We start from the raw sequence: 26,276 nt of genomic DNA on the forward strand, positions 1-26,276 counted from the left end.
GGCGATACCGCGGCAAAGCGCTCCGGGCGGCGCGGAACATCCCTCCCACGAGTAAGCTATGGAGTAAATATGGGCGTTTTTGCACGGTTCCTTCGTAGGTCCAAGGAAGCCACGGGTGCCAAGGACGTCCCGGCACAGGAGAAGACCGCCGACAGTGTGGCGGTGGAGCCCGGGGCCGGGAGCGCAAGCAGGACCGAGGCGTCCGAGGACGCGCGGGCGAAGTCCCCGGCGGCCGAGGCACCCGAGGCCGAGCGGGCCGAGGGGGCGGAAGCCGCGGCGACCGAGGGCGTGGAGATTCCCCGGCAGCAGTCGGCCGGGGAGGCGGCGGACCGCGAGGCCGGCGAGGGCGCCCGTCAGTAGTCCCACGAGGAAAGGTGCCCCATGGGCTTCTTGGACAACCTGAAGGCCAAGCTCGCCCCGGCCAAGGACAAGGTCACCGACCTGGCGCAGCAGCACGGGGGCAAGATCGAGCAGGGCCTCGACAAGGCCGCTCACGCGGTCGACGCCCGGACCAAGGGCAAGTACAGCGACAAGATCGAGTCCGGCACCGGCAAGGCCAAGGAGGCACTGGACCGCATCGCGCACAAGAACGACGGCGGTACCACTCCGCCGCCGCCTCCGGCTTCCTGAGGCGGTTCGGCACGGTCACGGCGGACGGCCGCGGAGCGCATGCTCCGCGGCCGTCCGCCGTCGCGCGGGCCGGTCCGGCGCGGGCCGGTCCGGCGCGGGCCGGTCCGGCGCGGGCCTTCAGGACCAGGCGGCGACGGAGTAGCCGACCCCGTAGGGCGCGTCCTCGTAGAGGAGCCGCCCGGCGAGTCCCGCGCCCTCGGCGGCACCGGCGAGCACCTGCCAGGTGGAGCGGCCCGCCGCCTTGAGTTCGTACGCCAGCGGGGCGTCCAGCGCCGCCAGGGCCCCGGTGTCGGCGTCCCCCAGCGCCCTGGTCGCCAGCGCGTCGAAGGCCTCGGCCCGCTCGTCGAGGTAGCCGGGGGCCTTCAGGGTGCGGCAGGCGCTGCCGTCCCCCATCGCCAGCAGGGCGACCCGGTCGGCCCGGGCCCCGGCCAGGCGCCCGGCCGCGAGTGCCCGCGCCGGTTCCATGTCCTCGGCGACCGCCAGCCCCTCGACGGGGGGCGCCCAGTGCGCCCGGCCCAGCAGCCAGGCGGCGACGGCCAGGGAGGGCGGCAGCTCGCGCTCCTGGGGCCGGCCGGTTCCGAGACGTACCGCGACGTCCACGCCGAAGCCCCGGAAGGAGCCCGTCGCCCCCGCGTGATGGGTGCCCCGGTCCGGGTCGGCGGCGGGGCCGACCACGAACAGCAGATCGGGGCGGGCGGCGGCGAGCACGCCCACGGCGTCGGCGCACGCGGCCCGTGCCGCGTCCAGTTCGGGCGCGGCGCCTGCGGCGACCTCGGGCACGAGCAGCGGAGGACAGGGGCAGACGGCGGCGGCGACAAGCATGATCGGCAGCCTAGTCCGTATCGGGAGGGCCCGGCCCGGCCGGAGCCGCCGGCCCCGTGGACCCCGCGCCGGCCGGGGGTTCGGGGCGCGGCGCGGAGGGGGTATCGCGCCGGGGGGCGCGTCCGACGGGACGGGAGCGGGCCCGCGCCCCTGGGAGCGGTGCCAGTGGCCGCCGCGCGGCGCGGAGGAGGCCCGTCAGCCGTCGGGCCGGACGCGTCAGCCCAGGCCGCAGGCCGGGGCGGCGGCCGCCGGCAGGGGCTCGGGGACGCCGATCCGCGGCAGGCCCAGCATCACACCGGCGGGCTGGGCGGCCGGGGCGTCCTGGCGCTTCTGCCAGGCGTCCCCGGCGCGGGTGCGGCGCACGGCGGAGACCTGTCCCTCGGCGAGCAGATGGTGCGGCGCCGCGTAGGTGATCTCGACGGTCACCACGTCACCGGGGCGCACCTCCTGGTCCGGCTTGGTGAAGTGGACCAGCCGGTTGTCGGGGGCGCGGCCCGAGAGGCGGTGGGTGGCGCCGTCCTTGCGGCCCTCCCCCTCGGCGACCATGACCTCCAGGGTCCGGCCGACCTGCTTCTTGTTCTCGTCCCAGGAGATCTCCTCCTGGAGGGCCACCAGGCGCTCGTAGCGGGCCTGGACGACCTCCTTGGGGATCTGGCCGTCCATGGTCGCGGCGGGGGTGCCGGGCCGCTTGGAGTACTGGAAGGTGAAGGCGTTGGCGAAGCGCGCCTCGCGGACCGTGTGCAGGGTCTGCTCGAAGTCCTCCTCGGTCTCGCCGGGGAAGCCCACGATGATGTCGGTGGAGATGGCGGCGTGCGGGATCGCGGCGCGCACCTTCTCGATGATGCCGAGGAAACGCTCCTGGCGGTACGAGCGGCGCATCGCCCTGAGCACGGCGTCCGAGCCGGACTGGAGGGGCATGTGGAGCTGCGGCATCACATTGGGGGTCTCCGCCATCGCCGCGATCACGTCGTCGGTGAAGTCGCGGGGGTGCGGCGAGGTGAAGCGGACGCGTTCGAGCCCCTCGACGGCCCCGCAGGCGCGCAGCAGCTTGCTGAAGGCCTCGCGGTCGCCGATGTCGGAGCCGTAGGCGTTGACGTTCTGGCCGAGGAGGGTGATCTCGGAGACACCCTCGGCGACCAGGGCCTCGATCTCCGCCAGGATGTCGCCGGGACGGCGGTCCTTCTCCTTGCCGCGCAGCGCGGGCACGATGCAGAAGGTGCAGGTGTTGTTGCAGCCGACCGAGATGGAGACCCAGGCGGCGTAGGCGGACTCGCGGCGGGTCGGCAGCGTGGAGGGGAAGGCCTCCAGGGACTCGGCGATCTCGACCTGGGCCTCCTCCTGGACGCGGGCGCGCTCCAGCAGGACGGGCAGCTTGCCGATGTTGTGGGTGCCGAAGACGACATCGACCCAGGGGGCCCGGGTGACGATGGTGTCGCGGTCCTTCTGGGCGAGACAGCCGCCGACGGCGATCTGCATGCCGGGGCGCCTGGTCTTCATGGGGGCGAGCCGGCCCAGGTTGCCGTAGAGCTTGTTGTCCGCGTTCTCCCGGACGGCGCAGGTGTTGAAGACGACGACATCGGCGTCACCGTCGGCGTCCTTGGGGGCCCGGACATAGCCCGCGCCCTCCAGCAGTCCGGACAGGCGTTCGGAATCATGGACGTTCATCTGGCACCCGTAGGTGCGGATCTCGTAACTGCGCTGAACGTCCACTGCCTGGCTCCGGTCACTGCTGGTCATGTGACAAGGGTAGGCGGTGCCGGGGACAGCTCTGCCCCGGAACGGCGCTCCCCCGCTTCTGGCGTCCCCTGGACAGATCCTGGCCACGGCGGGAGACGACCTGGCAGGATCGCAAACATGTTCCAGGCCATGTCCCGATCCAGCCGCCGTCGCGCCCTTCAGGTGTCGGCGGCCGGGCTGACGCTGCTCGGGCTGCTGCTCTGGTGGCTGCTGCCCATGGGCGACCCCGGCCCCAGCGGCTCCGTCACCTTCAGCACCGGCCTCCAGAACGGCGTCTACCAGCGGTACGGCGTGCTGCTCAAGGAGGCCCTCGCCCGGGACATGCCGGCGGTGGACATAGACCTCAGGACGAGTGAGGGATCGCAGCAGAACCTGGCGAGGGTCGCGGCCGGCGAGGCGGACTTCACCGTCGCCACCGCCGACGCCGTCGCCAAGTACCGGCAGGACGGCAGCCCGGGCGCGGACCGGCTCCGCGGCTGCGCCCGGCTGTACGACGACTATGTGCAGCTGGTGGTGCGCAAGGGTTCGCCGGTGAAGGAGATCGGGGACCTGAGGGGTTCGTCGGTGGGGATCGGGCCGGAGGGGTCGGGGGTGCAGCTGGTCGCCAACCGGCTGCTCACGGCCGCCGGCATCGACCCCGCCAAGGACATGGAAGCGGTGCCCGCCGGGATAGACAAGGTGCCGGACCTGCTGGCACGGGGCGAGCTGGACGCCTTCTTCTGGTCGGGCGGGCTGCCGACCGGCGCGATACAGAAGCTCTCCGAGCGGCTGCCGATACAGCTGGTGCCGCTGGAGGCGGACCTGATCGACAAGGTGCATGCCACCAGCGGCTCGGCGACGAGCCACTACCGCCTGGCGGTGATGCCGCCGGACGCCTATGTCGAGGCGCAGAGCGGGCTGCCGGTGACCACGATGGCGGTGCCGAACCTGCTGGTGACCACCGACCGGATGGACACGGCGATGGTCGAGGGCTTCACCCGCACGGTGATCGAGAGCAGGGACCGCATCGGCAAGACGGTCCACCCCGCCCAGCTGGTGGATCTGCGCACCGCGGTCTACACGGACCCGCTGGCACTGCACGAGGGAGCACGCCGCTACTACGCCTCGGTGAAGCCCTAGGAGCGGGCCCGCGCTCACGGGGGGCCGCTCCCCGGGGCTCCGGCCTCCCCGGGTCTGCCTTTCTCAGGGAGCCGTACGGGGCAGGGTGACGGTCACCCGGAGGCCGCGCGGCTCGTGATGGGCGTAGGAGATCCGGCCGCCACCGGCCGAGAGGAGGGCGCGGGAGATGGAGAGACCCAGGCCGGAGCCCTTGATGTTCTGGTGGCGCCCGCTGCGCCAGAAGCGGTCGCCGATGCGGGAGAGCTCCTCATCGGTGAGGCCGGGGCCGCCGTCCACGACGGTGATCGTGCATTCGGTGCCCCGCGAGGCCACCGAGAGGGCGACCTCCGCTCCGCGCGGGGTGAACTTCAGGGCGTTGTCGATCACCGCGTCCAGGGCGCTGGAGAGCGCGATGGGATCGGCCCAGGCCGTGACCGCCGCACGGTGCTCCGTGAGGCGGACGCCCTTGTCGTCGGCGACCGGACGCCAGGAGGCGACCCGCTCGGCGGCGAGTGCGCCGATGTCCGTGAGCCGGAGGGCCGCCGAGGTGTGCTCCGCGAGCGCCAGGTCGAGGAGATCGTCCAGGACCTGGGCCAGGCGTTTGCCCTCGGTGCGGACCGAGGCGATCTCCTCATTGCCCTCGGGCAGTTCGAGTGCGAGCAGTTCGATGCGGAGCAGGAGCGCGGCCAGGGGGTTGCGGAGCTGGTGGGAGGCGTCGGCGACAAAGGCGCGCTGCTGTTCCAGCACCTCCTCGACATGGTCGGCCATCTCGTTGAAGGAGCGGGCCAGCCGGCGCAGCTCCGGTGGTCCGCCGGCCGCCGCGACCCGGGAGTTGAGCTGTCCGGTGGCGATGTCGTGGGTGGCGGCGTCCAGGATGCGCACGGGCCGCAGCACCCAGCCCGTGAGGCGGAAGGCGGCGCCCACGGCGAGCAGCATCGCCGCCGCCTCGCCCGCGGCGATCAGCAGCCAGCCGCGGAGGATGCGTGCCCGCAGTTGGCCGGTGGGGGAATCGGTGAAGACGACGGCGACCACGTCCCCGTCCCGTACCACCGGCGAGGCGACGACCAGACGGCCGTCGGTCTGCCAGGGCCACACCTGGGGCGGGTCCTGGCTGCGCCGTCCCGACAGTGCCTCGTTGAACGCCTTGAAGCCCTCGCCGGTCTTCGGGACGCGCCAGTTCTCCGGGGCGCTGGCCATGGTGCCGCCGTCGCGGTCGAAGACACCCGCGTTGATGCCGTAGGTGGTGTTGTAGCGGTTGAGCTGCCCCTGGAGGGTCGAGCGGCGCTCTCCCCTGCGGTCCGTCTCGGTGACGAACTGCGCGAGGGCGGCGAACCGCACGGTGTCGTCGATGCGGTCCACGACGACCCGCTGCTGCTGGGCGGCGGCGGTGCTCACGGCGAGCGGGAAGCCGAGCGCGAGCAGCACGCCCGCCATGAGGACGATCAGCAGGGGAAGGAGTCGGGTGCGCACGGGACAGGTCAGACCGCCGGCACGACGAGGCGGTAGCCGACGCCTCGGACGGTCTCGATCAGGGCCGGCAGATGGAGCTTGGAGCGCAGGGAGGCCACATGCACCTCAAGGGTGCGTCCGGTCCCCTCCCAGTTGGTGCGCCAGACCTCGCTGATGATCTGCTCCCGGCGGAAGACGACCCCCGGCCGCTGGGCGAGCAGCGCCAGCAGATCGAACTCCTTGCGGGTCAGCTGCACCTCCGTACCGTCGACGCTGACCCTGCGGGTGGGCAGCTCGATGGTGACCGGGCCGAGCCGCAGTCCGTCCTCGGCCACCGGCGCGGCGGGTTCGTCCCCGCTCACGGTGCGCCGGCTGACGGCGTGGATGCGGGCCAGCAGCTCCCCGGTGTCGTACGGCTTGACGACATAGTCGTCGGCGCCGAGGTTGAGCCCGTGAATCCGGGAGCGCACATCGGAGCGCGCGGTCACCATGATCACCGGGGTGGAGGTGAGCTTCCGGAGCTTGCCGCAGACCTGGTAGCCGTCCTGATCGGGCAGGCCCAGGTCCAGCAGGATCACGCCGAAGGCCGGCTTGCCCGGGTGGGAGGCGGGCAGCACGGCGTGCAGCGCCTCCTCGCCGTTGCGGGCGTGGACCACGTCGAAACCGTGCCGGGCGAGCACCGCGGAGAGCGCGGCGGCGACATGGTTGTCGTCCTCGACAAGCAGCAGCCTCATGGCCCCCCTCGGTGGCGTGATCGGTCGGTGTCACCGGTCGGTGTCATCGGTCGGCGTGATCGGTCGGTTCATCGGTGGGCGCCGGTGCGGACGCGTCCGGCCCACGGTCCAGTGTGCGGTGCGTCCCGCCCTTCCGGGTGCCGGTGTGCGGTGTGGCCGGCGTCACCACCCACCACGGAATCAAGGCCGATTCCCCGCCGGGGAGTCAAGGGACATTCCCCTGACAGCCGGTTTCCGTTATCCACCCGGTACGCCGCGCGTCACCTCCTTCACCCATAGTGTCCACCCGAAGCCATATCGTTATGCTCAATTTCCGCTCAGATGTAATGACGCTGATCGCACCGCGTCACTAATGTCCTCCCAACCGAGGAGGACGGAGCGATAAGCCGATGAGCGGAGTAGCAAAGACCAAGTCCCCAGGGGACGTTGTCCCGGTATCGGGCGACCTGGTCGTGCTGAACGGCGTGAACAAGCACTTCGGCGCGCTGCATGTGCTCCAGGACATCGATCTCACGATCGCCCGGGGCGAGGTCGTGGTTGTCATCGGACCCTCCGGGTCCGGGAAATCCACCCTGTGCCGCACCATCAACCGGCTGGAGACAATCGACTCCGGCGCGATCTCGATCGACGGGAAGCCACTGCCCCAGGAGGGCCGGGAGCTCGCCAGGCTCCGCGCCGATGTCGGCATGGTCTTCCAGTCCTTCAACCTCTTCGCGCACAAAACCGTGCTGGAGAACGTGATGCTGGGCCAGGTCAAGGTCCGCCGCACGGAGAAGCGGGCCGCCGAGGAGAAGGCACGCCGGCTCCTCGACCGGGTCGGCGTCGGCTCCCAGAGCGACAAGTACCCGGCGCAGCTCTCCGGCGGGCAGCAGCAACGCGTCGCGATCGCACGGGCGTTGGCGATGGACCCCAAGGTGATCCTCTTCGACGAGCCCACATCGGCGCTCGACCCGGAGATGATCAACGAGGTGCTCGAAGTCATGCAGCAACTGGCGCGGGACGGAATGACCATGGTCGTCGTCACGCATGAGATGGGCTTCGCCCGCTCCGCCGCCAACCGGGTGGTCTTCATGGCCGACGGCAGGATCGTCGAAGAGGCCGAGCCCGAGGAGTTCTTCAGCAATCCGCGCAGTGACCGGGCCAAGGACTTCCTGTCGAAGATCCTGCACCACTGACGCCGACCGACGAACCACGACGCAAGGGATGTTCACCATGAAGCTCCGCAAGGCATCGGTGGCCGTGGCCACGGGTCTGACCCTCTCCCTGACGCTCACCGCCTGCGGCGGTGACAGCGGCTCGGGCGGCGATGGGGACAAGATCACCATCGGCATCAAGTTCGACCAGCCCGGCATCGGCCTGAAGACCACGGACGGCAAGTACACCGGCTTCGACGTCGATGTCGCCCGCTACATCGCCAAGGAGCTGGGGTACGGGCCCGAGAAGATCGTCTGGAAGCAGGCCCCCAGCGGCCAGCGCGAGACCATGATCCGCAACGGCGATGTCAAGTTCATCTCCGGCAGCTACACGATCAACGAGAAGCGCAAGGCCGAGGTCTCCTTCGCCGGACCGTACTTCATGGCCCACCAGGACCTGATGGTGCGCACCGACGACGACTCGATCAAGGAGGCGAAGGACCTCAACAGCAAGAAGCTGTGTTCGGTCACCGGCTCCACCCCGGCGCAGAACGTCAAGGAGAAGCTGGCGCCCGACGCGGACCTCCAGCAGGTCGGCGGCTACTCGGAGTGCCTGACGGGCCTGGAGAACAAGTCCATCGACGCCCTGACCACCGATGACTCCGTCCTCGCCGGCTACGCCGCGCAGAAGGAGCACCAGGGCAAGTTCAAGCTGATCGGTCTGAAGCTGACCGACGAGCCCTACGGCATCGGCCTCAAGAAGGGCGACACGGAACTCCAGGGCAAGATCAACAAGGCCCTTGAGAAGATGCAGAAGGACGGCTCCTGGGAGAAGTACGCCAAGGCCCACTTCGGCCCCGCGGGCTACAAGTACGAGCCCGCCCCGCCGATCAGCGAGACCAGCTGAGGCCAGCGGTGACGTGCCACCGGCCACGGCCGGTGGCACGTGCCACGATCCAACCAGGAGAGATCGCGGGTCAACGTGTTCGACTTTCTCGATTCCGGGCAGTACGACCTGCTCGACGCGTTCTGGATGACGGCCAAGCTGGCCGTCTACTCGGCCATCGGTTCCCTGCTCTGGGGAACCCTGCTGGCCGGTATGCGGGTCGGTCCCGTCCCGGTGATGCGGGCCTTCGCCGGCGGCTACGTCAATGTGGTCCGCAACACCCCGCTGACGGTGTTCATCGTCGCGTGTTCGCTGGGGCTCGCCCACACGCTGGGCGTCAAGTTCGGCGCCGAGACCTTCGACGACATCGGCTTCCGGATGGCCGTCCTCGGCCTCACCGCCTACACCGGCACCTTCGTCTGTGAGGCGCTCCGCTCCGGTATCAACACCGTGCCCGTCGGCCAGGCCGAGGCGGCCCGGGCCCTGGGGCTCAGCTTCTTCCAGGTGCTGACCCTGATAGTCCTCCCCCAGGCGTTCCGCGCGGTCGTCGCCCCGCTGGCGAATGTGCTGATCGCCCTGACCAAGAACACCACAGTCGCCTCGGCGATCGGGGTGGCGGAGGCATCGCTGCTGATGAAGGAAATGATCGAGAACGAGGCCGACGCGGTCTACGCCGTCTTCTCGGTCTTCGCCTTCGGCTTCATCGTGCTGACGCTGCCGATGGGTCTGCTGCTCGGCTGGGTGGCCAAGCGCATGGCGGTGAAGCGATGACGTCCGTTCTGTACGACGCCCCCGGCCCCAGGGCCAAGCAGCGCAATCTGCTCTACACGGCCGTGTTCGTCGCGGTGCTCGGCGCGGTCGCGTGGTGGGTGCTCGGCACCATGGCCGACAAGGACCAGCTGGATGCCAAGAAGTGGAGCCCGTTCGTCACGGACTCCAAGGTGTGGACCACCTTCCTGCTGCCGGGGCTCTGGGAGACCGCCAAGGCGGCGGCCCTCTCCGTGGCGATCGCGCTGCCGCTCGGCGCCGCGCTCGGCATCGGCCGGCTCTCCGACCACGCGTGGATACGGGTACCCGTCGGAACCGTGGTCGAGTTCTTCCGCGCCATCCCGGTCCTGCTGCTGATGCTCTTCGCCCACGCGCTGTACGTGCCGATGACCGCGATCTCGTCGGACATCCGGCCGCTGTACGCGGTGGTCACCGGCCTGGTCCTGTACAACGCCTCGGTGATCGCCGAGATCGTGCGGGCCGGCATCCTCTCGCTCCCCAACGGGCAGAGCGACGCCGCGAAGGCGATCGGTATGCGCAAGGGCCAGATCATGGCCTTCGTCCTGCTGCCGCAGGCCGTGACGGCGATGCTGCCCGCGCTGGTCAGCCAGCTGGTGGTCATCGTGAAGGACACCGCCCTGGGCGGGGCGATGCTCGCCCTCCCGGAACTGCTCTCCCAGTACCGGGCGATCACCGCCAACTACGGGGCCAACACCATCGCCGCGTTCGCGGTGATCTCGCTGATCTACATCCTGCTCAACTTCGCGCTCACCAGCTTCGCGAGCTGGCTGGAGGGCCGGGCCCGGCGGACGAAGAAGAGCGCCGCCACCGTCGTGGACATCAAGAAGATCGACGCGGGGCTCGGCGGCGGGGTCTGACCCGGTACCGGCTCGGCGGACGGACAGGGGCGGTGGCGCACTGACGCCACCGCCCCTGTCCACGCCCGGCGACGAGGCGCGGCATCCGGCGGATCGGCGCACGCCATGCCACTCCTCGGTCACTTGACGCAGGCACCCCCAGTCGGTTGCATACGTTCTGTGATCACGCACCGGGCCCGCAGCACCCCTCTTGGCACGACCTCAGCGACTCCGGTGCCCCACGAGCCCCGCCGAGCCTCAGGAGTCACGCCGTGGACCCGGTGATCGTCGTCGGCGGGGGTCCGGTCGGACTGGCTCTCGCGCTCGCCCTCGCCCAGCAGGGGGTCCCCTCCGTGGTGCTCGACGAGAGCACCGGCGGCGAGGAGCCGCGCCCCGCCCGGACGGTGGTCCTGCGGGACGACACCGCCGCCCTGGCCGAACGGCTGGGCTGCGCGACGATCCGTGACGAGGGGAGCCGCTGGACGGGCTGGCGGTCGATGCGGCGCAAGCAGCAGCTCCGGCAGTTGGTCCTGGCAACCGCCCCGGGGGGCACCGCGGACGCCGATGTCATCCCCTCCCCGGTGCACATCCCCCAGCACGCCCTGGCCCGCGGGCTGCGGGACGCCGTCGGCGCCGAACCACTGGCCACCCTGGTCACCGGCAGCCATGTGGACGCGCTGGAGCAGGACGCGGACGGCGTGGCCGTGCACACCCGGGGAGCGGAGGCGACCTGGTGGCGCGGCAGCCATGTGGTGGGCTGCGACGGCGCGCGCTCGACGGTCCGCAAGCTCCTCGACATCCGTTTCCCCGGCCGTACGGCGGTGGAGCGGCACGCGGTCGCCACCCTGCGCACCCGGCTTCCCTGGCCCGACGAGGCGATGCTGCACCGGCAGCCGCCCTGGCGGTCGGGCGGCGACGAGATCACGGCCCGTCCGCTGCCCGACGATGTCTGGCGGCTGGACTGGCTGCTGCCGCCCAGCGGCGAACTGGTCACCCCGGACACCCTGGTCGCCCGGGTCCGGGACACGCTGGCCGGCTGGTGCGGCGAGACACCCCCGTACGACCTCCTCGACACCGGTGTCCACACGGTCCACCACCGGCTGGCCCGGCGCTGGCGGGTGGAGCGGGCCTTTCTCGCGGGAGACGCGGCGCATCTGCTCGGCGCGCTCGGCACCCAGGGGCTCGACGAAGGGCTGCGGGACGCCGAGAACCTGGCGTGGAAGCTGGCGCTCGCCTGGCACCACGGTGCCTCCGAAGCGCTGCTGGACAGCTATCAGTCGGAGCGCCGTGCCTCGATCGCGGCGCGGCTGCGCGCCGCCGACCAGGCGCTGCCGGCCCTGCGCGGCGGCGGTGCGCTGCGCGGCCGGCTCCCGGGCGCCGCGCGCGGGCACGACACCCTGCTGACCGACGGCCATCTCGGGCAGGGGCCGCTCGGCGCGCCGCCCGGCTACGCGCACTCCCCCCTCGCACCCGAACCCGCCCCCTCGCAGATCCTGGTCGGCACGGCCGACGGGGCTCCGGCCGCGGACGTCCGGGTGACCGCGCCGGACGGGACGGTCACCCGGCTGCGGGACCGGCTGGGCCGGGGCCGCTCGCTGGTGGTGCTGGTCGCGCCCGGCACCGGGGTCTGGGACCGGCGCCACTGGCAGAGCGCGGGAGTGATGCCACGGCTGGCCGCGGCGGTGACCGCGCTTCCGGTACGGGCGGAGCTGCTGGTGACGGAGGAGTACCCGGGCGCGTCGGCCCATGCCGTCCTGCTGGTCAGGCCGGACGGCCATCTGGTCGCCGCGTTCTCCGGCGTACGGCCCGCCGAGCTGTACGCGGCGGCGGACGCCGCCCGGGGCGGGGAGCGGTCCCCTGAACCCAGTGACCGCACCGCGGACGTCAATTGACCACTGAAGATCAGCGTGGTGTACTCCCGACTATGACCGACACCAATGTGCGCCTGTGGCGGAGGGTCCATATGGACCTGCTTCGCTATGCGGGCTGCGTGTGTCGGACGTCCTGCTGAATTCGCCTCCCTTCACCGCGCTGTGGGCCGCTGTGCCCCGCGCGCGCTCCAGCGAACTTCCAGGACGACTCCATGACCCAGCCCGTGCCTCCCCCTGTCTCCTCCCCCTCCGCTTCCCCGGCCGCTCCCGCGCCCCCGTCCTTCGGGCGGACCGGAGTGGTGGGGCCCACCTCCGCCGAACTGCTCGACTTCACCCGCCGGGTCGCCGCCGACAGTGAACTGATCGCCTCGCTCCCCCTCGACCCCGAGGGCCGCACCTGGGTGCGCCTGGACGGTCCGCGCGGCAGCGAGGCATGGCTGATCGGCTGGCCGCCCGGCTCGGGCACCGGCTGGCACGACCACGCCGAGTCGCTGGGCGCGTTCGCCACGGCGTCCGGCGAGCTGAAGGAGCACTCGCTCGCCGTGCGTCTCCCCGCCAGCGGCTGGAAGACCCTGGAACTCCACGACGGAGTGGACCGTGAACGGCGGCTGGCGGCCGGCCGGGGCCGGGCGTTCGGCACCCACCATGTGCACGAGGTGCTGAACGAGTCCGCCACCGAACACGCCGTATCGGTCCACGCGTACTATCCGCCGCTGCCGCTGATCCGCCGGTTCAGCCGGACCGGCGCGGTACTGCGGCTGGAGCATGTCGAGCGCCCGGAGGACTGGCAGTGAGCATCCATGACGACTCCGGCCACGAGAGCCCGACCGGGATAGACGAACTGCTGGAGGAGGTCCGCGCGGATCTCGACCGCGTCGGGGCCGGGAAGGCAGCCGAGGAGGCTGCCGCGGGCGCCCTGCTGGTGGACATCCGCTACGCGGCCCTGCGCGACCGGGACGGTCTGATCCCCGGAGCGCTGGTCGTGGAGCGCAATGAGCTGGAGTGGCGGCTCGATCCCCAGGGCAGCCACCGCGCGCCGGAGGCGGTCAGCCATGATCTTCGGGTCGTGGTGATCTGCAACGAGGGGTACGCCTCCTCTCTCGCGGCCGAGTCGCTGCGCAGGCTGGGGCTCCACCGCGCGACCGATCTGATCGGGGGCTTCCAGGCGTGGAAGGCGGCGGGCCTGCCGGTGGAGCGGTAGGCCCCGGGCCGGGGGAGGCCCCGAACAGCGCTGCCCGCTCTCCTCAGAACCCCTCCCCCAGGTCCTCCATCTCCTCGCCCTCCTCCTCCAGCGCCCGTCTGACCACCCGGAGCGCCACTCCCTCTCCGTACCCCTTGCGGGCGAGCATTCCGGCCAGGCGGCGCACGCGCCGGTCGCGGTCGAGACCGCGGGTCGAGCGGAGCCGGCGGGCGACCAGTTCGCGCGCGGTCCGCTCCTCCTGGTCGGAGTCGAGCTGCCCCATCGCGTCGTCGATCAGCGTCGGGTCGACGCCTTTGGTGCGCAGCTCGCGGGCGAGTGCCCGGCGGGCGAGGCCCCGGCCGTGGTGCCGGGACTCCACCCAGGCGTCCGCGAAGGCCGCGTCATTGATCAGGCCGACATCCTCGAATCGGGAGAGCACCTCCTCGGCCACTTCCACGGGGATCTCCCGCTTGTGCAGTGCGTCCGCGAGCTGCTTCCGGGTGCGCGGGGTCCCGGTGAGCAGGCGCAGGCAGATCGCCCGCGCCCGCTCGGCGGGGTCCTGGGGCGGCGGCTCCGTCCCGGCCCTCGACGGGCCGGAGCCGCCGCCCTGTCCTTCGGGTCGCCCCTTCGGTGAAAAAGGCACGGCGGGCCCTAGCTCTTGGCCACCGCCGCCTTGGCCGACTTGGCCTTGGTGGCGGGCGCGGGCACCGACTTGGCTGTCTCATCGGCCGCGGCACCCGCCGCGTCCGGACCCGGCTCGGCTCCAGGGGCCTCCGGCCTGACCCCGACACCCAGCTTGTCCTTGATCTTCTTCTCGATCTCATCCGCGAGATCGGGGTTGTCCTTCAGGAAGTTGCGGGCGTTCTCCTTGCCCTGACCGAGCTGGTCGCCCTCGTACGTGTACCAGGCACCGGCCTTGCGGACGAAGCCGTGCTCCACGCCCATGTCGATCAGACCGCCCTCGCGGCTGATCCCCTGCCCGTAGAGGATGTCGAACTCGGCCTGCTTGAAGGGCGGCGCCACCTTGTTCTTGACGACCTTGACGCGGGTGCGGTTGCCGACCGCGTCCGTGCCGTCCTTGAGGGTCTCGATGCGCCGGATGTCCAGCCGGACCGAGGCGTAGAACTTCAGTGCCCGGCCACCGGTCGTGGTCTCCGGCGAGCCGAACATCACACCGATCTTCTCGCGGAGCTGGTTGATGAAGATCGCGGTCGTCTTCGACTGGTTGAGCGCACTGGTGATCTTCCGGAGCGCCTGGCTCATCAGCCGGGCCTGGAGGCCGACGTGCGAGTCGCCCATCTCGCCCTCGATCTCCGCGCGCGGCACGAGCGCCGCCACGGAGTCGATCACGATCAGGTCGAGCGCGCCGGAGCGGACGAGCATGTCGACGATCTCCAGCGCCTGCTCGCCGTTGTCCGGCTGGGAGAGGATCAGGGAGTCGATGTCGACGCCCAGCTTCTTCGCGTACTCGGGGTCGAGAGCGTGCTCGGCGTCGATGAAGGCGACCGAGCCGCCCGCCTTCTGGGCATTGGCGACGGCGTGCAGGGTGAGGGTCGTCTTGCCGGAGGACTCCGGCCCGTAGACCTCCACCACACGGCCGCGCGGCAGCCCTCCGACGCCGAGGGCGACATCGAGCGCGGTCGACCCGGTGGGGATGACCTCGATGGGCTCGTTCGGCCGCTCGCCGAGGCGCATCACCGCGCCCTTGCCGAATTGCCGTTCAATCTGTGCGAGCGCGGCGTCGAGCGCCTTCTCGCGGTCGGTTCCTGCCATGGGTTCCACCCGATTTGCTTGTGTCGATCTCTTCACGTCAAAGACGCTAACCCCTGCCACTGACAATGGGCCCCGGCGTCCTCTCCGGCCTGTGGAAAACTCCCGGCGGCCAGGGGTCCCGCACTCCATGAGAATGGATGTTCGATTTCAGTGTCAAGCGCCCCCCTCGGCGCGTCGCCGGGAGCCGGCCCGGAACCACGGAGCCCCTCCCGGGACCGGAGGAGGGGCGGACGGCGCACTGGCTCAGACCCGGTCGGCCGGGGGCCGGGCGTTGCGGCCCCTGGCCAGGACCGCGCGCGCCCTCCCCAGCAGCTGCCGGCCGTTCCGCTGCCGGTGGCCCTGCACCCGGGGGTCGTCGGTGACGGTGTACCGCTTCACATAGGCCCCCAGGAAGGCCTGGAGCGTGGCGACCGCCGGGATCGCGATCAGCGCGCCGACCGCCCCCATCAGGGCCGTACCGGCGATGACGGAGCCGAAGGCGACGGCCGGGTGGATGTCCACGGTCCTGGCGGTGAGCTTCGGCTGGAGGACGTAGTTCTCGAACTGCTGGTACACCACCACGAAGCCGAGCACCCACAGGGTGTACCAGGGGTTCTCGGTGAAGGCGATCAGCATGGGCAGCGCGCCCGCCAGATAGGTGCCGATGGTGGGGATGAACTGGGAGACCAGGCCGACCCAGACGGCGAGGGCGGGGGCGTAGGGCACGCCGAGGAACTCCAGCAGGACGTAGTGCGCGGCCCCGGAGATCAGGGCCATGAGCCCGCGCGAGTAGAGATAACCGCCCGTCTTGTCGACGGCGATCTCCCAGGCGCGCAGCACCTCGGTCTGCTTGGCCGGAGGCAGTACGGAGCAGAGCGCGCGGCGCAGCCGGGGCCCGTCGGCGGCGAAGTAGAACGAGAACAGGAGGATCGTCAGCAGCTTGAACAGCCCGCCGAGGACGGTGGCCGAGACATCCAGGACACCGCTCGCGTTGTTCTCGACGTACTGCCGCAGCCAGTCCGAGCGCAGCAGGCTGTCCTGGACCTCCACCCGGGACAGCTCGGTGTCGAAGTTGGTGTTGATCCAGCTGATGACCGAGTCGAGGTACTGGGGAAAGTCCTCGACCATGGTGGCGATCTGGTCCGCGAGCATCGAGCCGAGGAGCACGACGAAGCCGACGCCCGAGACGACCACCCCGAGGAAGACCAGGAAGGTGGCGAGGCCCCGGCGCATGCCCCGGGCCGCCATCCTGCCGACGGCGGGCTCGATCGCCAGCGCCAGGAAGAAGGCGATCAGAATGTTGATCAGCAGCCCGATGAGCTGGTGGAAGGCCCAGTTGCCGAGCTGGAAGCAGGCGTAGAGGGCCAGCGCGAGCACCATCGCGCGGGGCAGCCAGCGGGGCATACGGGACGGACCCGTGGCCTCCGCGGGGTGCTCGGGCGGCGGGCCGGACGGGGGGACGGTCTCGTCCGCGGGGATGCCGTACCCCTCCTCGCGGGGACCGTCGTCCGCGCCGGCCTGCCGGGGGACGCCCGCGTCGGCCCGCGTACCGGTGCCGCCCCGGCCGTCGCGGCCGGTCCTGTCACGGCCGGTCCTGTCGCGGCCGCGCCGGGCGGATCTGTCCCGGCCGGTGCTGTCGGTCCCGCCGTCGCCGGCGCTGCTGTCCTGGTCACTTCTGTCGGTCTTCGGGGCCACGGGGTTCAGTCTCGCCTACCGCACGCGGTGCTCATGCGCCCGCCCGCTCCGCCGGGGCGGAGCGCGCGGGCGCGGTCACCTGCGGTCCGCCGGTACGCCGACGGCGGCGCAGACCGCCCGCCACACGTCCTTCGCGTCCCACCCCGCGTCCAGGGCCTCGTGCACCGTCCGTCCGCCCAGCTCGGCCATCACATGATCACGTGCGAAGGAGTCGGCGTAGGACGGTCCGAAGTGCTCCGCCATCCGTTCCCAGAAAATCGTCAACCGCATGACGCCAGTATCCCGCCCCAGGGTTGCGGTACCGCCCGTTCCGTATGCCAGGAGCACTTTCCACCCTACGGTCGGTGCCATGGCTGGAACCGGAGAAGAACGAGGCCCCGCGACCTCGCCCCCACCGCTGGCCCGCGCCGAGCGGTTCATCTGGCTGACCGCACGGGTGCTGGAGCAGCGGCGTTTCGCGTACCACTTCCTGGGCGGCGACCCGGACGCCGTCGAGGCCGCCCTGTCGGCGTATCTCAACGGGGACGGCGGCTACGGCCACGCCCTCGAACCCGATCTGCGCGGACCCGTGAGCCAGCCCCTGCACTCGGGGCACGCGCTGCGCGTGCTGGACTCCATCGGGCGCTGCGGCGGGCAGCGGGTGGAGCGGATGTGCCGCTACTTCACCGGCATCTCGACCCGGGAGGGGGCGCTCCCGGCGATCCATCCCTCGCAGCGCGGCTATCCGGCCGCCCCGTTCATCCCCCTCGTGGACGATCCGCCGGGCGAGCTGCTGGCCACCGGCCCCGTGGTCGGGCTGCTCCACCGCAATCAGGTCTGGCACGCCTGGCTCTTCCGGGCCACGGATTTCTGCTGGGCGGCGATCGGCGGACTCGACCGGTCGCATCCGTACGAGATCGAGGCCGCGATCACCTTCCTGGACGGAGTGCCCGACCGGGCGCGCGCCGAGGTGGCGGCGGACCGGCTGGGGCGGCTGGTCCGCGAGCAGCGGCTGGTGGTGCTCGACCCGGAGCGGGTCGCCGACTGTCCGGTGGCCGATGGCTACGCGCCGGGCGAGCACCACTATCCGTACGACTACGCGCGGACCCCCGGGTCGCTGGCCCGGCGCTGGTTCACGGACGAGGAGATGGAGCGCTCGCTGGACCAGTTGGAGCGCGAGCAGCGGGAGGACGGCGGGTGGCCGGTGCGGTGGCGCCAGTGGGCGCCGGGGACGGCGCTGGAGGCGCGGCCGATGGTGACGATCGAGGCGCTGCGGACCCTGCGGGCGCACGGGCGGCTGATCGGCTGACGGACCCGACGGGCCGACGGACCGACGGGCTGGTCGACCGGGCCCGGGGCCGGCGGGGCGCGCGCGACCGGGCCGCCGCTCGTGCCTCGGGCCCCGGCCCGGTCAGTCGGACGCGGGCAGTCGGACGCGGTCCCGCGCCCGGGCCCCGGTCAGCCGCTCAGGGCCCGCACCCCCGCCGTGACCGCGACCGCCGTGCCGACCACCACGAGAAAGGGGGCGCGCAGGACCAGCGCGAGCGCCGCCGCGCCGAGCCCGGCAGCCCGGGCGTCGACCACGAGGTCCGTGTGCACGCTGAAGGTCTGCTGGGCGGTGAGGGCGGCCAGCAGGGCGACCGGCACGAGGGCCGCCAGCCGCTGGACGAGGGGCCGTTCCAGGGCGTCGGCCGGTACGAGCAGGCCGGCGAGCTTGACGAGATAGCAGCCGAGGGCGGTGGCCGCGATGACGATCCAGAGAGTCAACGGTTCTCCCCCTTCAAGCGTTCCCCGGACTCTCCGTGGCCCTGGGGCCCTCCCGGGGCGACGGGCTCTCCGTGACCGCCCGGCTCCGGCTCTCCCCGGCCGTCGGGCTGCCCGTGGTGGCCGCCGTCGCCCGCCCGGCGTTCGCCATCACCCGCCCGGCGTTTCCCGTCACCCGCCCGGCGGCCCTTGAGCCACAGCACGGCGGGTGCGGCGAGCGCGGCGAGCAGCACCGGCACTCCCGCGGGCAGCAGGGGCAGCAGCCCGAGGCCGATGACGACCGCGAGCCCGGCGACCATCCGCTCGGCCGGCGTGCGCAGCATGGGGGCGAGGAGCGCCAGGAAGACGGCGGGCCCTGCGGCGTCGAGTCCCCAGGCGTCGGTGTCCCCGATGGCCTCGGCGCCGAGCGCGCCGCCGAGGGTGGTCAGATTCCAGAGCACGTACAGCGTGAGACCGGTCACGGTGAAGCCGAGACGGGCACTGCACCGGGTGGGCTGGGCGAGGGCGACGGCCGTGGTCTCGTCGATCACCCAGTGGGCGGCGAACGGGCGGACGAACCGGGGCAGCGCGAGCACCTGGGAGAGCCGCAGCCCGTAGAACGCGTTGCGGACGCCGAGGAAGAAGGCTCCGGCGACCGCGGTGAGCGGGTTGCCTCCCGCCGCGACCGCTCCGACCAGGGCGAACTGCGAGGCACCGGTGAAGACCAGCAGGCTCAGGGCACAGGTCTGCAGCACGCTGAGCCCGGCGCCCGCCGAGGTCACGCCGAAGGCGAAGCCGGAGAGACCGACCGCCACGCCGACGCCCAGCGCGTCACGGATGACGGACGAGTCCGGCTTCTCCGGCACAGACTCCCCCGGCACAGGCTTCACCGGCACGGCGGGGGCCGGCAACCGGCCCGGCGCGCGTGGCGCGCCTTCCGGGAGTCCGGCGGCCTCCGGCGCGGCCACCGCCGGTGCTCCGTCCCGTGCGCTCAGTGTCCGCGCGGCCGGCCCGCCGCGAGGGAACGCGCCGGGTATGTCAGGGAGTGCCGGGTTCCGGCTCTCTGGATGGATTCTCTGTTCTGCCACCCGCCGGACCGTACGCGGGGTCGCCGGCCCCGGTCTTGTACGTTCTTGCGCCTCGTGAGCCGTCCTGCGCGCGGGGGGCGCGCGGCGCGGTGCCGTGCGCGGCGGCGCGTTCCTTGCGGTACGCGCCGGGCGGTACTCCCACGATCCGGGTGAAGTGCCGGTTCAGATGCGGCTGATCGGCGAAGCCCACGGAGACGGCCGCGTCGGCGACGGTGCTTCCGTCGTCCAGGAGGGCGCGGGCCCGGCGCACCCGGGCGTTGGTGAGCCAGGTGTGCGGGGGCATGCCGTAGGCCGCCTTGAAGGCGCGCAGCAGGGCGAAAGGGCTGGTTCCCAGCTCCTTGGCCAGCCGGTCCAGGGAGGGCGGCTCGGCCATGCGCTCCTCCAGCAGGGCCCGGGCCCGGGCGGCCGTGCGGGCGCCGGAGTGCGCCGCGGCACGGGAGGGCAGCCGGCTGCCGTGCCGGGAGAGGAGCCGGGCGACGGCGACCCGGAGCATGCTGTCGGCGGCGAGCGCGTTCCCGGCCTCGGCGGCCAGGTGCACGGCGCGTATCAGCTCGGCGGTCCGCGGGTCGTGGACGATCGTCCGGTCCAGACCGGGGGTGCCCCGCACGGTGGTGACCTCCTCCGCTATCCCCGCGACCAGCTCGACCGAGGGGTAGAGGGTGGCGTAGGTCCAGCCTTCGGGGATTCCGGCGTGCGCCGAGTGCGGAACCTCGGGGTTGATCATGACGACGCTGCCGGGGCGGGCCATGACGGGTCCCTCGGGCAGGACCAGCGCCTCCGCGCCCCCGCTGATCGCGCCGAACGTGAAGCCCTCGTGGCTGTGGAGACGGAAGGTGTGGCTGACGTAGCGGGCGCGGAGCAGATCGAGCCCCGGCAGTTCCTCGTACTGCCAGTGCCGGGCCCACTCCCGCTCCGCCGCCATGCGGACCATTCTGCCGCCTCGCCCCGCCTGCCGACCCGCTTACCGGCGCTGACCTGCTCTTTCGCTGTGTGCTCGGGCGGTGTCGGGCCGGATGTCAGTGGGGCGGTGCACGATGGGGGACATGACCCGGACTGCGCTCGACTCCTTCTCCGCCGCGACCCGCGGCTGGTTCACCGGAGCCTTCCACGCGCCCACGGCGGCGCAGGAGGGGGCCTGGCGGGCGATCGGGGAGGGGTCGGATGTCCTGGTGGTGGCTCCGACGGGGTCCGGGAAGACCCTGGCCGCCTTTCTCGCCGCGCTGGACCGCCTCGCGACCGCTCCCCCGCCGGCGGACGCCAAGATGCGCTGCCGGGTCCTGTACGTCTCCCCGCTGAAGGCCCTGGCCGTCGATGTGGAGCGCAATCTCCGCTCCCCGCTGACCGGCATCCGGCAGGAAGCGGTCCGGCTGGGGCTGCCGGAGCCCGAGGTCCGGGTCGGCATCCGCTCCGGCGACACCCCGCCCGCCGAGCGCCGGTCCCTGGCCACCCGGCCGCCGGACATTCTGATCACCACGCCCGAGTCGCTGTTCCTGATGCTCACCTCCTCCGCACGGGACGCCCTGGCGGGCATCGAGACGGTGATCCTCGACGAGGTGCACGCGGTCGCCGGGACCAAGCGGGGCGCGCATCTGGCCCTCTCCCTGGAGCGGCTGGACGAGCTGCTGCCGCGCCCGGCCCGCCGGATCGGCCTCTCGGCGACGGTGCGCCCGGTGGACGAGGTCGCCCGCTATCTCTCCCCGCAGCGGAGGGTGGAGATCGTCCAGCCGCCGTCGGGGAAGGAGTTCGATCTGTCGGTGGTCGTCCCGGTCGAGGACCTGGGAGAGCTGGGCGGCTCCCCGGCGTCCTCGGCGTCGTCGGCGTCCCCGGCGTCCTCGGGGTCCCCGGCGTCGTCAGGCTCCCCCGGCGCCCTGGGCCCGCCGGGTCCGGGAGGGCCGCCGGGCTCCTCCGGGGACGGCGACCGGCCGTCGATCTGGCCGCATGTGGAGGAGCGGATCGCCGATCTCGTCCAGTCCCACCGCTCGACCATCGTCTTCGCCAACTCCCGCCGGCTGGCGGAGCGGCTGTGCAACCGCCTCAACGAGATCGCCTACGAACGGGCCACCGGCACCCCCTTCGACCCCTCCGGTTCCGGCCCGGGCGCGCCCGGCGCGGGGACCCCGGCCGAGATCATGGCCCAGTCCGGGGCGGCGCAGGGCGCGCCGCCGCTGCTCGCCCGCGCGCACCACGGCTCGGTCTCCAAGGAGCAGCGCGCCCTGGTGGAGGAGGACCTCAAAGCCGGCCGGCTGCCCGCCGTGGTGGCCACCTCCAGCCTGGAGCTGGGTATCGACATGGGCGCGGTCGATCTGGTGGTCCAGGTCGAGTCGCCTCCTTCCGTCGCCTCCGGCCTCCAGCGGGTGGGCCGGGCGGGGCACCAGGTCGGGGCGGTCTCCACGGGTGTCGTCTTCCCCAAGTACCGGGGCGATCTGGTGCAGGCGGCCGTGGTCACCGAGCGGATGCGCACGGGGTCCATCGAGGCGCTGCGGATTCCCTCCAACCCCCTGGACGTACTGGCGCAGCAACTGGTGGCGATGGTCGCCCTGGACACCTGGCAGGCCGACGACCTGCTGGCGCTGACCCGCCGGGCGGCCCCGTTCGCCGCGCTGCCCGATTCGGCGTTCACCGCCGTGCTGGACATGCTCGCCGGGCGCTATCCCTCCGACGCCTTCGCCGAACTGCGCCCGCGCGTGGTGTGGGACCGGATCGCCGGCACCGTCACCGGCAGGCCGGGAGCCCAGCGGCTCGCCGTCACCTCCGGCGGCACCATCCCGGACCGGGGCCTCTTCGGGGTCTTCCTCGCCGGCGCGGACCCGAAGAAGGGCGGCGGCAGGGTCGGGGAGCTGGACGAGGAGATGGTGTACGAGTCCCGGGTGGGCGATGTCTTCACCCTGGGCACCACCTCCTGGCGGATCGAGGACATCACCCGCGACCGGGTCCTGGTCTCCCCCGCGCCCGGAGTGCCGGGCCGGCTGCCCTTCTGGAAGGGCGACCAGCTGGGGCGGCCACTGGAGCTGGGGCGGGCGGTGGGCGCGTTCCTGCGCGAGGTCGGCTCGCTGTCCGAGGAGGACGCCCGGCTGCGTCTGCTGGCCGCCGGGCTGGACGCGTGGGCCGCCGGCAATGTACTGGCGTACCTCGCCGAGCAGCGCGAGTCCTGCGGTCATGTCCCCGATGACCGGACGATTCTGGTGGAGCGGTTCCGGGACGAGCTGGGCGACTGGCGGGTGGTGATCCACTCCCCGTTCGGCGCCCAGGTGCACGCGCCGTGGGCGCTGGCGCTCGGTGCCCGGCTCGCCGAGCGCTACGGCATGGACGCGCAGGTCATGCACGCCGACGACGGAATCGTGCTGCGGCTGCCCGACGCCGACCTGATGGGCTTGGACCTGCTGGACCAGGACCCCGCCCGGGCCGGCCACGCGGATACCGCGTTCGACAGCGAGCAGGCCCCGGTGGGCGCCGGGGACGCCGTCTTCGACCGGGGCGAGATCGAGCGGATCGTCACCGATCAGGTGGGCGGCTCGGCGCTCTTCGCCTCCCGGTTCCGCGAGTGCGCGGCCCGGGCGCTGCTGCTGCCCCGCCGCTCCCCGGGCAGGCGCACCCCGCTGTGGCAGCAGCGCCAGCGGGCGGCGCAGCTGCTCCAGGTCGCGAGCGAGTTCGGGTCCTTCCCGATCGTCCTGGAGGCGGTGCGCGAGTGCCTCCAGGACGTCTTCGACGTCCCCGGCCTCACCGAACTCATGGGCGACATCGAGTCCCGCCGGGTGCGCATGGTGGAGGTGACCACGGCCGAGCCCTCCCCGTTCGCGCGCTCGCTGCTCTTCGGCTATGTCGCCCAGTTCCTGTACGAGGGGGACTCGCCGCTCGCCGAGCGCCGGGCCGCCGCCCTCTCACTGGACTCCCGGCTCCTGGCGGAGCTGCTCGGCCAGGCCGAGCTGCGCGAACTGCTGGACGCGGAGGTGCTCACCGAACTGGAGCGCGAGCTCCAGTGGCTCACCGACGACAGAAAGGTGAAGGACGCGGAGGGCGTCGCCGATCTGCTGCGGGTCCTCGGCCCGCTGACCGCCGCCGAGCTGGCGGAGCGCGGCGCCGATCCTCGGTGGGCCGAGCACCTGGCGGAAGCCCGGCGGGCCATCCGGGTGCGGATCGCGGCGGTGGACCACTGGGCGGCCGTCGAGGACGCGGGCCGGCTGCGGGACGCGCTCGGCACCGCCCTCCCGGTCGGGGTCCCGGAGGCTTTCACCGAGCCGGTCAAGGACCCCCTGGGGGATCTGCTCGCCCGCTTCGCCCGCACCCACGGCCCCTTCACCTCCACCGCGGCCGCGGCCCGCTTCGGCCTCGGGGCCGCCGTCACGGACGGCGCCCTCCAGCGGCTGGCCGCCGGCGGGCGGGTCGTGCAGGGCGAGTTCCATCCCTCGGGCATCGGCCAGGAGTGGTGCGACGCGACCGTGCTGCGGAGGCTGCGGAGACGCTCGCTGGCGGCTCTGCGCCATGAGCTGGAGCCCGTGCCGCCCGCCGCGCTGGCCGCCTTCCTCCCCCGGTGGCAGCATCTCGGCGACAACAGCCTGCGCGGAATCGACGGGCTGGCCCGGGCGGTCGAGCAGCTCCAGGGGGCCGCCGTCCCCGCCTCCGCGCTGGAGAAGCTGATCCTGCCCTCCCGGGTCCAGGGCTACTCGCCCGCCCTGCTGGACGAACTGACCACGACCGGCGAGGTGGTGTGGGCCGGCGCGGGCTCGCTGCCCGGCAAGGACGGCTGGGTCTCGCTCCATCTCGCCGACTCGGCGCCGCTGCTGCTCGCCCCACCGCACCCGCTGGAGCCGACGGCCCTCCACGAGTCGGTGCTCACCGCGCTGGCCCCCGGGTACGGACTGTTCTTCCGCCAGATCGCGGACCAGGTGCGGGCCACCACGCACCCGGACGCCACCGATCCGCAACTCGCCGACGCCGTCTGGGAGCTGGCCTGGTCGGGCCGGCTCACCAATGACACCCTCGCCCCGCTGCGCTCCCTGCTGGGTTCGGGCCGGACCGCCGGGTCCACCGCCCACCGGGCCCGGCGGACCGTCCCCCGGGGCAGATACGGCGTTCCGGCCGCGGTGGCCCGCACCGCGTCCCGCAACGGCCCGCCGACGGTCAGCGGCCGGTGGTCCCTGCTGCCGGCCGCCGAGCCCGATCCCACGCACCGCGCCCACGCCCTCGCGCGGAGCCTGCTGGACCGGCACGGAGTGGTGACCCGGGGAGCGGTGGCCGCGGAGGGGGTGGAGGGCGGTTTCTCCGCGGTCTACCGCATCCTGTCGGCCTTCGAGGACAGCGGGCAGGCCCGCCGGGGCTATGTGGTGGAGGGGCTCGGCGCGGCCCAGTTCGCGATGGACGGCGCGGTGGACCGGCTGCGCGCCGCCGCCACCGCGCGCGAGCGCGCCGGGGAGCACACGGCTCCGCACGCGGTGGTGCTGGCCGCGGCCGACCCCGCCAACGCCTATGGCGCGGCCCTCCCCTGGCCCGAGCCCCCGGACGGCGCGTCCCACAAACCGGGCCGGAAGGCGGGCTCCCTGGTCGTGCTGGTCGACGGCGCGCTGACGCTGTACATGGAGCGCGGCGGCAAGACCCTCCTCGCCTGGGCACAGGACCCCGATGACCCGGCTCTCCACGCCGCAGCCGAGGCCCTGGCGGGCGCGGCCCGCGCGGGCACCGTCGGGACGGTCACCGTGGAGCGGGCCAATGGCACCCCGGCGCTGACCTCGCCGCTGGCCCGGGCCCTGGAGACAGCGGGCTTCCACGCCACCCCCAGGGGGCTGCGCATACGCCCCTGAGCCTGAGCCCCGCCCCCTCCCCGGCTCCCGGCGTCCGGCCTCCGGCCTCCGGCCCAAGCAAGCGCTGCCCCGGCGGCCCCGCCCCGGCCGGCCCCCGGCCCAAGCAGCGCTGGCCCGGCCCCGCCGGCGCACCACCGCCGGTGCGCCCCCCACCCGGACACCACCACCGCGGGCGGGCGCCCGCCCCGTGTCTCGCGCATCATGGGTTCCGTGCCCGAAGGAGACACCGTCTGGCAGACCGCGCGGCGACTGCACACCGCACTCGCCGGGGAGCCGCTCACCCGGTTCGATCTGCGGGTGCCCGCGTTCGCCACCTCCGATCTCACCGGGCGGACCGTGGTGGAGACCGTGGCGCGCGGAAAGCACTTGCTGACCCGGGTCGAGGGCGGCTTCACCCTCCACTCGCATCTGCGGATGGACGGGTCATGGCGGATCTTCGCGGCGGGTGAGCGCTGGCAGGGCGGCCCCGCGCACCAGATCAGGGCGGTCCTCGGAAACGCCTCGCGGACGGCCGTGGGCTACCGCCTCCCCGTGCTGGAACTGCTGCGCACCGAGGACGAACAGCGGGTGGTCGGCCATCTGGGCCCGGATCTGCTGGGTCCGGACTGGGACGCGGACCTGGCCCGGGCCCATCTGCTCGCCGATCCGTCCCGCCCTCTCGGCGAGGCCCTGCTCGACCAGCGCAATCTCGCCGGAATCGGCAATGTGTACAAGTCCGAGCTGGCGTTCCTCGCCGGGGTGACGCCCTGGCTCCCGGTCGGCGAGCTGCCCGAGGGGGTGCCCGAGCGGCTCATGGCCACGGCCCACCGGCTGCTGGAGGCCAATAAGCACACCTTCGAGCGCCGGACCACGGCCCCCGGTTCGCGGGCGGCGGCCCGCTCCCGGCTCCATGTCTACGGGCGGGCGGGGCAGCCCTGCCCGCGCTGCGGCACACCCGTCCGCAGGTCCCCGGGGAGCGACGGGACCCCGGGCGCCCATCCGGCCCGGGCCCGGGGCGGGAACGACGACGAGCGCGTCACGTACTGGTGCCCCGGCTGCCAGTCCGGGCCGACTTCTTGA

General features: G+C 72.8%; 24 protein-coding genes and 1 pseudogene. 14 read left to right on the forward strand and 11 right to left on the reverse strand.

Annotation, left to right across the window (positions count from 1 at the left end; genetic code table 11):
* Positions 1-69 precede the first annotated feature (69 nt).
* Both ABT122_RS01475 and ABT122_RS01480 read left to right on the forward strand, forming a co-directional pair.
* Positions 70-360 carry a hypothetical protein gene (locus ABT122_RS01475; RefSeq protein ID WP_351543530.1) on the forward strand — a complete coding sequence of 97 codons (291 nt, stop codon included), beginning with the start codon at positions 70-72 and terminating at the stop codon, positions 358-360.
* 21 nt (positions 361-381) lie between these two features.
* Complete coding sequence (locus ABT122_RS01480) at positions 382-630, forward strand: antitoxin (RefSeq protein WP_351543533.1); 249 nt, start codon at positions 382-384, stop codon at positions 628-630.
* A 117-nt stretch (positions 631-747) separates the two neighbouring features.
* On the opposite strand, the gene ABT122_RS01485 is transcribed toward ABT122_RS01480, so the two are convergent.
* Positions 748-1,452, reverse strand: coding sequence for a class III extradiol ring-cleavage dioxygenase family protein (locus ABT122_RS01485; RefSeq protein ID WP_351543536.1), 705 nt, complete (start codon positions 1,450-1,452; stop codon positions 748-750).
* A gap of 216 nt (positions 1,453-1,668) precedes the next feature.
* Entirely contained in the window at positions 1,669-3,189 is a 1,521-nt protein-coding gene (miaB, locus tag ABT122_RS01490) for a tRNA (N6-isopentenyl adenosine(37)-C2)-methylthiotransferase MiaB (RefSeq protein WP_351543539.1), read from the reverse strand.
* Between the two features lie 117 nt (positions 3,190-3,306).
* Here miaB and ABT122_RS01495 point away from each other — a divergent pair, with 117 nt between their 5' ends.
* On the forward strand, positions 3,307-4,308 hold the full coding sequence (locus ABT122_RS01495; protein ID WP_351543542.1) for a TAXI family TRAP transporter solute-binding subunit: 1,002 nt from the start codon (positions 3,307-3,309) through the stop codon (positions 4,306-4,308).
* Positions 4,309-4,371: 63 nt separating this feature from the next.
* Here the strand turns inward: ABT122_RS01495 and ABT122_RS01500 are convergent, their stop codons facing one another.
* Both ABT122_RS01500 and ABT122_RS01505 read right to left on the reverse strand, forming a co-directional pair.
* Positions 4,372-5,757 (reverse strand): sensor histidine kinase, encoded by a 1,386-nt coding sequence (locus ABT122_RS01500; RefSeq protein ID WP_351543545.1) that lies wholly within the window; start codon positions 5,755-5,757, stop codon positions 4,372-4,374.
* 8 nt (positions 5,758-5,765) lie between these two features.
* The gene (locus ABT122_RS01505) at positions 5,766-6,470 is read right to left on the reverse strand and encodes a response regulator transcription factor (RefSeq protein ID WP_351543547.1); all 705 of its coding nucleotides are present in this window, start codon (positions 6,468-6,470) and stop codon (positions 5,766-5,768) included.
* A 389-nt stretch (positions 6,471-6,859) separates the two neighbouring features.
* On the opposite strand from ABT122_RS01505, the gene ABT122_RS01510 reads away from it, so the two are divergent.
* From ABT122_RS01510 to ABT122_RS01545, 8 genes are all read left to right on the forward strand, one after another.
* Positions 6,860-7,645 carry an amino acid ABC transporter ATP-binding protein gene (locus ABT122_RS01510; protein ID WP_351543549.1) on the forward strand — a complete coding sequence of 262 codons (786 nt, stop codon included), beginning with the start codon at positions 6,860-6,862 and terminating at the stop codon, positions 7,643-7,645.
* 37 nt (positions 7,646-7,682) lie between these two features.
* Positions 7,683-8,510 carry a glutamate ABC transporter substrate-binding protein gene (locus tag ABT122_RS01515; RefSeq protein WP_351543552.1) on the forward strand — a complete coding sequence of 276 codons (828 nt, stop codon included), beginning with the start codon at positions 7,683-7,685 and terminating at the stop codon, positions 8,508-8,510.
* A gap of 75 nt (positions 8,511-8,585) precedes the next feature.
* The gene (locus tag ABT122_RS01520; protein ID WP_351543554.1) at positions 8,586-9,260 is read left to right on the forward strand and encodes an amino acid ABC transporter permease; all 675 of its coding nucleotides are present in this window, start codon (positions 8,586-8,588) and stop codon (positions 9,258-9,260) included.
* Positions 9,257-10,135 carry an amino acid ABC transporter permease gene (locus ABT122_RS01525; protein ID WP_351543557.1) on the forward strand — a complete coding sequence of 293 codons (879 nt, stop codon included), beginning with the start codon at positions 9,257-9,259 and terminating at the stop codon, positions 10,133-10,135. The genes ABT122_RS01520 and ABT122_RS01525 overlap by 4 nt, the downstream gene beginning before the upstream one ends.
* Positions 10,136-10,386: 251 nt before the next feature.
* Entirely contained in the window at positions 10,387-12,006 is a 1,620-nt protein-coding gene (locus ABT122_RS01530) for an FAD-dependent monooxygenase (RefSeq protein WP_351543560.1), read from the forward strand.
* Between the two features lie 32 nt (positions 12,007-12,038).
* On the forward strand, positions 12,039-12,125 hold the full coding sequence (locus ABT122_RS01535; RefSeq protein ID WP_351543650.1) for a putative leader peptide: 87 nt from the start codon (positions 12,039-12,041) through the stop codon (positions 12,123-12,125).
* A gap of 72 nt (positions 12,126-12,197) precedes the next feature.
* Entirely contained in the window at positions 12,198-12,779 is a 582-nt protein-coding gene (locus ABT122_RS01540) for a cupin domain-containing protein (RefSeq protein WP_351543563.1), read from the forward strand.
* Positions 12,776-13,186 carry a rhodanese-like domain-containing protein gene (locus tag ABT122_RS01545; protein ID WP_351543566.1) on the forward strand — a complete coding sequence of 137 codons (411 nt, stop codon included), beginning with the start codon at positions 12,776-12,778 and terminating at the stop codon, positions 13,184-13,186. The genes ABT122_RS01540 and ABT122_RS01545 overlap by 4 nt, the downstream gene beginning before the upstream one ends.
* A gap of 43 nt (positions 13,187-13,229) precedes the next feature.
* On the opposite strand, the pseudogene recX reads toward ABT122_RS01545, so the two are convergent.
* The 4 genes and pseudogenes from recX to ABT122_RS01565 all read right to left on the reverse strand — a co-directional run.
* Positions 13,230-13,838 (reverse strand): annotated as a pseudogene (gene recX / locus ABT122_RS01550) (recombination regulator RecX); the annotation flags it as partial.
* Entirely contained in the window at positions 13,817-14,938 is a 1,122-nt protein-coding gene (recA, locus tag ABT122_RS01555) for a recombinase RecA (protein WP_351543569.1), read from the reverse strand. The gene recA and the pseudogene recX, both read right to left, overlap by 22 nt.
* Before the next feature lie 243 nt (positions 14,939-15,181).
* The gene (locus ABT122_RS01560) at positions 15,182-16,321 is read right to left on the reverse strand and encodes an AI-2E family transporter (protein ID WP_351543653.1); all 1,140 of its coding nucleotides are present in this window, start codon (positions 16,319-16,321) and stop codon (positions 15,182-15,184) included.
* A gap of 366 nt (positions 16,322-16,687) precedes the next feature.
* Entirely contained in the window at positions 16,688-16,882 is a 195-nt protein-coding gene (locus ABT122_RS01565; protein ID WP_351543572.1) for a DUF3046 domain-containing protein, read from the reverse strand.
* A 79-nt stretch (positions 16,883-16,961) separates the two neighbouring features.
* Here ABT122_RS01565 and ABT122_RS01570 point away from each other — a divergent pair, with 79 nt between their 5' ends.
* Positions 16,962-17,900, forward strand: a complete 939-nt coding sequence (locus tag ABT122_RS01570) for a hypothetical protein (protein WP_351543575.1) — start codon at positions 16,962-16,964, stop codon at positions 17,898-17,900.
* Between the two features lie 149 nt (positions 17,901-18,049).
* Here the strand turns inward: ABT122_RS01570 and ABT122_RS01575 are convergent, their stop codons facing one another.
* The 3 genes from ABT122_RS01575 to ABT122_RS01585 form a co-directional block, all read right to left on the reverse strand.
* Complete coding sequence (locus ABT122_RS01575) at positions 18,050-18,358, reverse strand: AzlD domain-containing protein (protein ID WP_351543576.1); 309 nt, start codon at positions 18,356-18,358, stop codon at positions 18,050-18,052.
* Entirely contained in the window at positions 18,355-19,245 is an 891-nt protein-coding gene (locus tag ABT122_RS01580) for an AzlC family ABC transporter permease (RefSeq protein WP_351543656.1), read from the reverse strand. Before ABT122_RS01580 ends, ABT122_RS01575 begins: the two co-directional genes overlap by 4 nt.
* A gap of 127 nt (positions 19,246-19,372) precedes the next feature.
* Positions 19,373-20,344, reverse strand: a complete 972-nt coding sequence (locus ABT122_RS01585) for a helix-turn-helix transcriptional regulator (RefSeq protein WP_351543579.1) — start codon at positions 20,342-20,344, stop codon at positions 19,373-19,375.
* Positions 20,345-20,465: 121 nt separating this feature from the next.
* Between ABT122_RS01585 and ABT122_RS01590 the strand changes: the two genes are divergently transcribed.
* Both ABT122_RS01590 and ABT122_RS01595 read left to right on the forward strand, forming a co-directional pair.
* Complete coding sequence (locus ABT122_RS01590) at positions 20,466-25,217, forward strand: Lhr family ATP-dependent helicase (protein WP_351543582.1); 4,752 nt, start codon at positions 20,466-20,468, stop codon at positions 25,215-25,217.
* A 210-nt stretch (positions 25,218-25,427) separates the two neighbouring features.
* On the forward strand, positions 25,428-26,276 hold the full coding sequence (locus ABT122_RS01595; protein ID WP_351543585.1) for an Fpg/Nei family DNA glycosylase: 849 nt from the start codon (positions 25,428-25,430) through the stop codon (positions 26,274-26,276).

The sequence above is a fragment of the Streptomyces sp. NPDC001985 genome (genome assembly GCF_040296845.1).
GTDB lineage: Bacteria > Actinomycetota > Actinomycetes > Streptomycetales > Streptomycetaceae > Streptomyces.